The 8,745-nt window shown below is 65.2% G+C and carries 7 protein-coding genes; 1 reads left to right on the plus strand and 6 read right to left on the minus strand.

The window, feature by feature from the left end; all coding sequences use genetic code 11:
* Positions 1-100 precede the first annotated feature (100 nt).
* Positions 101-640, plus strand: coding sequence for an Rv3235 family protein (locus MSIMFI_RS29225; RefSeq protein ID WP_191496999.1), 540 nt, complete (start codon positions 101-103; stop codon positions 638-640).
* A gap of 12 nt (positions 641-652) precedes the next feature.
* On the opposite strand, the gene mddA is transcribed toward MSIMFI_RS29225, so the two are convergent.
* From mddA to MSIMFI_RS09365, 6 genes are all read right to left on the minus strand, one after another.
* The gene (gene mddA, locus MSIMFI_RS09340) at positions 653-1,408 is read right to left on the minus strand and encodes a methanethiol S-methyltransferase (protein WP_191497000.1); all 756 of its coding nucleotides are present in this window, start codon (positions 1,406-1,408) and stop codon (positions 653-655) included.
* 63 nt (positions 1,409-1,471) lie between these two features.
* Positions 1,472-3,025 (minus strand): HD domain-containing phosphohydrolase, encoded by a 1,554-nt coding sequence (locus MSIMFI_RS09345; RefSeq protein WP_191497001.1) that lies wholly within the window; start codon positions 3,023-3,025, stop codon positions 1,472-1,474.
* 4 nt (positions 3,026-3,029) lie between these two features.
* A complete protein-coding gene (locus tag MSIMFI_RS09350; RefSeq protein ID WP_191497002.1) occupies positions 3,030-3,779 on the minus strand; it encodes a hypothetical protein in 750 nt (249 codons plus the stop codon).
* A 66-nt stretch (positions 3,780-3,845) separates the two neighbouring features.
* Positions 3,846-6,662 (minus strand): preprotein translocase subunit SecA, encoded by a 2,817-nt coding sequence (secA, locus tag MSIMFI_RS09355; protein ID WP_191497003.1) that lies wholly within the window; start codon positions 6,660-6,662, stop codon positions 3,846-3,848.
* Between the two features lie 370 nt (positions 6,663-7,032).
* On the minus strand, positions 7,033-7,734 hold the full coding sequence (gene hpf, locus MSIMFI_RS09360) for a ribosome hibernation-promoting factor, HPF/YfiA family (RefSeq protein ID WP_390633558.1): 702 nt from the start codon (positions 7,732-7,734) through the stop codon (positions 7,033-7,035).
* Between the two features lie 290 nt (positions 7,735-8,024).
* Positions 8,025-8,657, minus strand: a complete 633-nt coding sequence (locus MSIMFI_RS09365; protein ID WP_186241981.1) for a ComF family protein — start codon at positions 8,655-8,657, stop codon at positions 8,025-8,027.
* Between the last annotated feature and the right edge of the window lie 88 nt (positions 8,658-8,745).

Consider the following 8,745-nt stretch of genomic DNA (forward strand, 5'->3'; position numbering starts at 1 on the left):
CAGTCCGAAAACACTGAACAACAATCGTCTGCCACTCTCCAGCAGCCTTCCCGTCCCAAGCTGTCGATTTGGTTCCATCGTTCGAGTTGGAGAGTGCCCGTTGACCACTGGTCCCATGGTGGGCTCCCCCCGCCGCGACACCTTCGCCGTTATGCCCGTGGTCGACTATGAGCCCCCGACGCGAAACGTCCCGCGATGTCGGCAATCATCCCACGCGCCGTCGCGGCCGCACACGCCGAGTGCGGCAAGGAGACTTTCCGGCAGGCCACCGGTGGCCTCGGCAGAGGCGGTCATGTCCGTGGCGATGCGCCAGGCGGCGATGTTCGCTGACGCCGCGTTGCGCCGAGTCCTGGAAGTCATCGACCGTCGCCGTCCGGTAGCCCAGCTGCGCTCGCTGCTGGCGCCCAGCCTGGTCGACTCCGTGCTCTCGGTCAGCCGGGCAGTGACCCCACCCGAAGGCGTGGCCACGCTGCGTCGCATGCGGCTTCAGCCGGTCGGACCTGATGCCCCCGGCACCGCCGCCGAAGTTTTCGGCACCTACCGCCGCGGGGACCGGATCCACGCGATCGCCTGCCGCGTGGAACAGCTGTGCGTCGGCAAGGAAGCGCGATGGCTGGTGGTCGCGCTGCACATCGGTTGACGTCCTCGAAAGTTAGTGCTGGCCGACTGTTTCGGTTGGGTGCCGGTGCGGTATCGGAATCAGCATCGGCACGACGCGGCGGTAGTCGCGGTATTGGTTGCCCAGCGAAGCGACGAGATCATGTTCTTCCAGCTGTAGGGCGATCAGGATGTAGGCCGTGGTAGCGATCGCGAACAGCAGATGTCCCGCGGTCATCGTCGGCGCCGCCCAGAAGGCAATAATGAATCCGAGCATTATCGGGTGACGCACCAGCCGGTAGAGCAGGTGAGTGTGAAAACCCAACTCGGTGTACGGCTTTCCGCGCCATGCCAGATACACCTGACGAAGTCCGAACAGGTCGAAATGGTTGATCATGAACGTCGACGCGAACACGATCGCCCAGCCGAGCCAGAACAACGCCCACAATGCCACCCGGCTGACGGGCTGACGCACGTCCCAGATGAGCGCCGGCATCGTTCGCCACTGCCAATAGAGCAGGAGCAGCACAACGCTTGACAGCAACACGTAGGTGCTGCGCTCAATCGGTTGCGGCACGAATCGCGTCCACCAGCGTTTGAATACCGGCCGCGCCATCACACTGTGCTGGACGGCGAACAGACCGAGCAGCACTACGTTGACGATGACCGCCTGGCCCACCGGAGCGGCGATCCCGTGATCCACGCTGCGCGGCACCACGATGTCGCCGACGAAACCAACCGCATACAAAAAGGCCACCACGAACAGCAGATAGCTCGCGGCGCCATACCCGATCGTCAGGTAGCGTTTCATGACTTGATTGTTCTCCGAACCGGCGTGTTTGCACATGGGGCCGTTGCCTCAATTCACGATGAGTTACGCACTTACTAGGCCATGTCGTAGGGCATACATGCTGGCGCCGATCCGGTTCGACACGCCAATCTTGGCGTAGGTTCGCTCCACGTGATTGCGGGCGGTCTTTTCGCTGATGACCAACTCCGCCGCGATCTCCTTGTTGGATGCGCCGCGGGCGACCAGGCACAGCACTTCGACCTCCCGCGCGGTGAGCCCGTCCGGCCGCAGGTTCGGCCGCTGCGCCCGATGCCCCGCCGCGTGCAACACCGCCTCGACGGCGGCGGCATCGAGCTCGCCGGCGTGCAATCTTTTCTGAAGCCGCCGTGCCGCCGATTCCGGTGTCATCTCTTTCCGGTATGGCCTTGGCTCGCAAGCGGATTGGTAACTCACCGCGGCGGCCACGATGCGGTCGGGTTGCCCCAACGCGTTCCCGGCAAGACCGCGCGGGTAGCCCGAGCCATCCAGGCATTCATGGTGATTGCCGGCGACTTCGGCCAGCTGACGAAGCCCGGGGACCTGGTTGAGGATCCGCACGGTGAAATACGGATGCAACCGAACTCGCTCAAACTCGGCCCCGGTCAAAGACCCTGGGCTGGACCAGATTTGATTCGACACTCCGATGCGGCCCAGATCGTGCACGTGGCCCGCACGTCGGGTCAACGCCACCGCGTCGGCGTCCAGCCCGGCTGCGACCGCGGCATCGCCGGCGAGCCGGGCCACGGCCCGTGAGTGACCAAGGGTGAACGGGCATTTCAGGTCGACGAAGTCGCCTAACGCAACAAGCAGCGTGTCCAGCGCGTGGTCGTCAAGCCGCTGATGGTGATCGGGCGCCGCGCGCAACGCCGCCGCCCATGCGTCGCCGGTTAGCGGACCGGCCAGGATCCCGTCGGCGTCGTCGAGGAACGCGTCGACCACTTGGGGATCGAACTGCCCGCCTCGCCGGGCACGCACCATCGCCATGGCGCCCTCGGTGCCGTAGGTGCGGTGGTGCACCTCGGCCATCTCGGCAAGCGCAGCGACGCGCATCTGGATCGGGATCGCGTCACCCTGGGCGCCGGTCGGTAGCCCGCCGCCGTCGTAGCGCTCGAACGCGCATGCCAGCGCGGCCTGCACGTCGGGGCCCAGGCCGAGTCGATCGGCCAGCAGGGCGGCCGACGTGCAGTGCGAGTGGATCATCTTTGATATCTGGCCGCGCGCATTGATCAACATCGTCGCCATGACGCTCAGCCGGTGCAGCAACGGCTGACCGCGACCGACATTGCCTACCAGGAAACGCATGTAAGGCAGCCCGGACCAGTCGACCAGGTACGAGTCGTGGCGCACACCGATGTCGTCGCCGAACCACTGCGCGTATTCGTGGGAGTCGGCGTGACATCCGATCCACATGATCAGTGTCGTGTAGTACGCGCTGTCCCGCTGTTGCTTGGACAGGCCGAGTCGATCGGCGAGCCGGGTCGCAATCAGCGCGGCCCGAAGCATGTGCTCAGCCGGTTGGCCTAGCCCGAGATCGATCGCGACCGAGAGCGCCGCCAGCAGCTCGGCACGGGTCGGTTGTTGCGGCGACTCGGCTGCCATGGCCTTATTGTGCCCAGTTGACAGTGCGCTGGACGGCATGATGACGGTTCGCGTCGAAAGTCTCGAAGTGCCCGGAGCCCACGACGAACAGCCCGCGTTGCGGAGGGCGGAAGCTGGCGAGACGGGCCTGACTGGGCAGCGGACCCACCGGTCCTAGGTCCACCCCACCCAGCACGGCGCGCGACTTCGACACCGCCCAGACCTGCCTGGGCGCGATCATGAATCGCTGCCCGTTGGGGGCGGTCCCGGCGAGCCGTAGCTGGCCCGCACCGAGCGTCGCACCGGCCGCCCGGCCCAGCGCGGCCAGAGCCACCCGATTGGTCCATGCCCCGGTGGGCAGCCGGCCGCCGATGATGCTCATCAGGCGCGTCGACAAGGTTGACCGGATATCGATCTGCCACTCCAGCAGTCCGGTGATTCGGACGAACAGCGTCCACGGACTGACCCATTCGACCTCGATGTCGCACTGGACTGCATCGTGCGGGGTCGCCGAACTGAAGTAACGCGCACAACTCTGCGCACCCGGCGTCGTGGCGTAGAACGTCCAGATGCCGTCGGGGCCGCGGTGCCATACCGATTTGTAGGCCGGCGCGAACGTCGCGGCCGGAAAGTGCCGCAGCGCAAGGTAATGGCCGCTGGCGAACGGAAGGCCCATGACGCCGAAACCGACGAATCGTTCGTCAGTACCGGTGGGCAGGACGGGGTTTTGCAGGATCGCCGTGGCGGCGTCGTAGGGTGTGCGCGAAGTAGTCATAGCTGGATGGTTCACGCATCCACCGCCCCGGCGCATGGGGCTGATGCCTCAAATCGCCGTGCGACTCTAGCGCTTCTTCACCGATTTCGGCGGCTTGGGGCCGCGACCTTGCCGCCGTGCGGCTTCGCGCCGTTCGCGCCTGCTGGCACCGGGTGGCACCCCGGCTGGCGTCTTCGCCGCTGCGCCGCTGTTGCGTTGCACCTGCGCCGAGCCATCCTCCGAAGGCCCGGAATAGGTCAAAGCAGGCGCTTCGCTATCAATGCCCTTGGCGCGCAAGGTACTCGGTGCCTCTTGACGCGCAGCCGCCGCCGCGGCGGCCGCGAATTCGGCCAGGTCTTCGGGTTCCGCGACGGGGGCGAGCTCGACCTGCGGCGGCGGGACCGCCTCCACGGTGACGTTGAACAGGAAGCCAACCGATTCCTCTTTCATGCCGTCGAGCATGGCCATGAACATGTCGTACCCCTCGCGTTGGTACTCGACCAACGGATCGCGCTGCGCCATCGCGCGCAGCCCGATGCCCTCCTTGAGGTAGTCCATCTCGTAAAGATGTTCGCGCCACTTGCGGTCGATGACGTTGAGCAATACGTTGCGTTCCAGCTGGCGCATCGCGCCCTCGCCACCGATTTCATCGAGCTCGGCTTCCCTTGCGACATAGGCACGTTCGGCGTCTTTGAGCAGCGCGTCGAGTAGCTCGTCGCGGGTGAGTTCGTCCCGCTCGGAGTCGACGTCCTGACGCGTCAAATCCTCGTGCTGGATCTCAACCGGATACAGCGTCTTGAGCGCCGTCCACAATGCCTCCAGGTCCCAGTCCTCCGCATAGCCTTCGCCGGTCGCGCCGTCGACGTAGGCGGTGATGACGTCGCGGACCATGTCCATGGCCTGGTCCTTGAGGTTCTCGCCTTCGAGGATGCGGCGGCGTTCGGCGTAGATCACCTTGCGCTGCTGGTTCATCACCTCGTCGTACTTGAGGACGTTCTTTCTGACCTCGAAGTTCTGCTGCTCGACCTGGGTCTGGGCACTCTTGATCGCCCGGGTGACCATCTTGGCTTCGATCGGCACGTCGTCAGGCAGGTTCAGCCTCGTCAACAACGTTTCCAAGGCAGCGCCGTTGAACCGGCGCATCAGCTCGTCGCCCAGCGACAGATAGAAGCGTGACTCGCCTGGGTCGCCCTGGCGCCCGGAACGGCCGCGCAGCTGGTTGTCGATGCGCCGCGATTCGTGGCGTTCGGTGCCCAGCACGTACAGGCCGCCGGCCTCGATGACCTCTTCGGCCTCCTTGCTGGCCTCTTCCTTGACGATCGGCAGTTCCTCGTGCCAGGCCTGCTCGTAGTCCTCGGGCGTCTCCACTGGATCCAGCCCGCGCTCGCGCAGCCGCTTGTCGGTGAGGAAGTCGACGTTGCCGCCCAGCACGATGTCGGTGCCGCGGCCGGCCATATTGGTAGCGACGGTGATGCCGCCCCGGCGGCCCGCCACGGCGATAATGGTCGCCTCTTGCTCGTGGTACTTGGCGTTGAGCACGTTGTGCGGAATGCGCCGCTTGGTGAACTGGCGCGACAGGTACTCCGAGCGCTCGACGCTGGTGGTGCCGATCAGGACCGGCTGGCCCTTCTCGTAACGCTCGGAGACGTCGTCAACGACCGCGATGTATTTGGCTTCCTCCGTCTTATAGATGAGGTCCGATTGGTCTTCGCGGATCATCGGCTTATTTGTCGGGATGCTGACCACACCCAGCTTGTAGATCTCGTGCAGCTCGGCGGCTTCGGTCTGGGCGGTGCCGGTCATGCCGGCGAGCTTGTCGTAGAGCCGGAAGTAGTTCTGCAGCGTGATGGTGGCCAGTGTCTGGTTTTCGGCCTTGATCTCGACATGCTCCTTGGCCTCGATGGCCTGGTGCATGCCCTCGTTGTAGCGGCGGCCGATCAACACGCGACCGGTGAACTCGTCGACGATGAGGACCTCGCCGTCGCGGACGATGTAGTCCTTGTCGCGGCTGAAGAGTTCCTTGGCCTTCAGCGCGTTGTTGAGGTAGCTGACCAGCGGGGAGTTGGCGGCCTCGTAGAGGTTGTCGATGCCGAGCTGGTCCTCGACGAACTCCACGCCCTTTTCGTGCACGCCGACGGTGCGCTTGCGCAGGTCGACTTCGTAGTGCGTGTCCTTTTCCATCAGTGGCGCCAGCCGGGCGAACTCGGTGTACCAGTTGGAGGCGCCGTCGGCCGGCCCGGAGATGATCAGCGGGGTGCGGGCCTCGTCGATCAGGATGGAGTCGACCTCGTCGACGATCGCGTAGTTGTGCCCGCGCTGTACCAACTCTTCGAGCGAGTGGGCCATGTTGTCGCGCAGGTAGTCGAAGCCGAACTCATTGTTGGTGCCGTAGGTGATGTCGGCGTTGTAGGCGAGACGACGCTGGTCGGGTGTCATCTGCGCGAGGATGACGCCGACGTCCAGGCCCAGAAAGCGGTGCACGCGACCCATCCACTCGCTGTCGCGTTTGGCCAGGTAGTCGTTGACGGTGACGACGTGCACGCCCTTGCCGGCCAGCGCGTTGAGGTAGGCGGGCAACACACAGGTCAGGGTCTTGCCCTCACCGGTCTTCATCTCGGCGACGTTGCCGAGGTGCAGAGCCGCCGCGCCCATCACCTGGACGTCGAAGGGTCGCTGGTCGAGCACCCGCCAGGCGGCCTCGCGGGCCACCGCGAAGGCTTCAGGCAGCAGGTCGTCGAGATCTTCGCCATCTTTAAGGCGCGTCTTGAACTCGTCGGTCTTGGCTCTCAGTTCGGCGTCGGTGAGTTTCTCGACGTCGTCAGACAGCGTGTTGACATAGTCGGCCACCTTTTTGAGGCGCTTGACCATGCGACCTTCACCAAGGCGCAGCAACTTCGACAGCACAGCTATGTCCCCGTCTGTGTTGGAGTCTTCTTCTATAAGGCGACTCCCATCTTAGGAGCGACCGCCAGCGCGGCGGAGCCGGGCGCAGCGGGTCGCGACCATCGGACTTAGGAGCGATCGCCAGCGCGGCGGAGCCGGGCGCAGCGGGTCGCGACCATCGGACTTAGGAGCGATCGCCAGCGCGGCGGAGCCGGGCGCAGCGGGTCGCGACCATCGGACTTAGGAGCGACCGCCAGCGCGGCGGAGCCGGGCGCAGCGGGTCGCGACCATCGGACTTAGGAGCGACCGCCAGCGCGGCGGAGCCGGGCGCAGCGGGTCGCGACCATCGGACGAGGTGACGCCCCGATTAGGGCCCTTTATCAAGCCGAGCTCAAGCCAGCCTGATCAATCCATAGTCATAGGCATGCCGGCGGTAGACCACGGACGGCCGGTCGGTGTCCTTGTCATGGAACAGGAAGAAATCGTGTCCGACAAGCTCCATCTCGTATAGCGCGTCGTCGACCGACATCGGTTTTGCCGGGTGTTCCTTGGTGCGAACGATCCGTCCCGGCTCATGGTCCTTCTGGTGGTTGAGTCCGACTTCGATGCCTTTTACGGGTGGGTGGTCGTGTGGCTCGGCCTCGTGGGTGTTGAACGCCTTCTCCGGTGGCGGCACCGCCGCCGTGGCCTCGGCCAGCGAGACAGGGGTCTTGTCGCCGTAGTGCACTTTGCGGCGATCCTTGCCGCGGCGCAGGCGGCTTTCCAGTTTGACGACGGCGGACTCAAGGGCGGCGTAGAAGCTATCGGCGCATGCCTCTCCACGGACAACCGGCCCGCGCCCGCGAGCGGTGATCTCGACGCGTTGACAGGACTTGCGTTGGCGACGATTGCGTTCATGGTCGAGCTCGACGTCGAACAGATAGATCGTTCGGTCGAACCGCTCGCAACGGGCGAGTTTTTGCGAAACGTAAGTGCGGAAGTGGTCAGGAATCTCGACGTTGCGACCCTTGAACACGATCTCAGCGTGCGCGGTCGGTTCGGCCTGTTCGCCGGTTCCAGCCGATGCTGGGTCCAGAACCTGATCGGAATCCACGGTAAGCCTTGACATACGTGACAACTCGTTTCTCTTTCCACGTCACACGCGCCCTGCGCGTCCGGCAATTAAATCGGCGCCGACGGGGTTAGCGCGGTTTTGGAAAGGGTCACCGCCGCAGGCTGCCCGCCGGAGCAAGATATCGATTACTCACCCCCTACCTGCGGGTGCTGCATGAAGGTTGGTTCCGACGTTAGCTCGTGTTCGCCTTGCCGTGCCACCAATTTGGCACACCTGTTTCGAGTTCTTCACGTTCTCTTGTCAACTTCTTTGGTTCACACAGATTCTTCTCATGCTGCGGCGATCGCAAGCACGGCGGCGACCCGCATTCCGGCGTCCCGCAGGACCCGAACCGACTCGCGTGCAGTGGCCCCAGTCGTGACGATGTCGTCGACGAGCACGACTTCGCTGCACGGTCGCCTAGCCCGCAGCCGCACCCGGCCCGCGATGTTTCGCTCGCGATCCGATGTGCCAAGCCCTACCGAATCGCGGGCCAGCGCTCGCATTCGCAGTGCCTGCACAACGGTGATGTTCGGATGGCCTGCGACCGCCGTCGTTGCGATGCGGGTGATCGGGTCGCCCCCGCGCCGCCGCGCTGCCGAGCGTCGCGTCGGTGCGGGCACGATCGTCAGCGGCGTCTCGACCATGCCCCAGCACAGCAGCCGGTGCAGCCCGACGGCGAGTACGCGCGCCAGCGGCACGATGAGGTCGTCGCGGCCGTGCTCCTTCATCGCCAGGATCGCCTGGCGTCGGGCGCCGATATAGCGGCCCAGCGCGAACACCGGCACCTGCGGGTCGATGCGGGGAGTCACCACGCGCGGCTCACCGGTGTCCACCGACAGTTCCTCGGCGCAGGTGTGGCACCAGCGCGTCGACGGCGCTCCGCAGCCGCCGCATGCCAACGGGAGGATCAGGTCGAGCACAAGTGCAGTGTGGCCGGTGCGGGTGACATCAAGCCAGTGCGTCGCCGAGCATCCGGCCGAACAGATCCAGCGACTGCGGGGCCAACAT

This window comes from Mycobacterium simulans, from assembly GCF_900232995.1.
Lineage (GTDB): Bacteria > Actinomycetota > Actinomycetes > Mycobacteriales > Mycobacteriaceae > Mycobacterium > Mycobacterium simulans.

Bases quoted from the DNA above. Each gene is read 5' to 3' on its own strand.
- MSIMFI_RS09350 (WP_191497002.1), bottom strand. From the start codon at position 3,779: ATGACTACTTCGCGCACACCCTACGACGCCGCCACGGCGATCCTGCAA.
- MSIMFI_RS09345 (WP_191497001.1), bottom strand. From the start codon at position 3,025: ATGGCAGCCGAGTCGCCGCAACAACCGACCCGTGCCGAGCTGCTGGCG.
- mddA (WP_191497000.1), bottom strand. From the start codon at position 1,408: ATGAAACGCTACCTGACGATCGGGTATGGCGCCGCGAGCTATCTGCTG.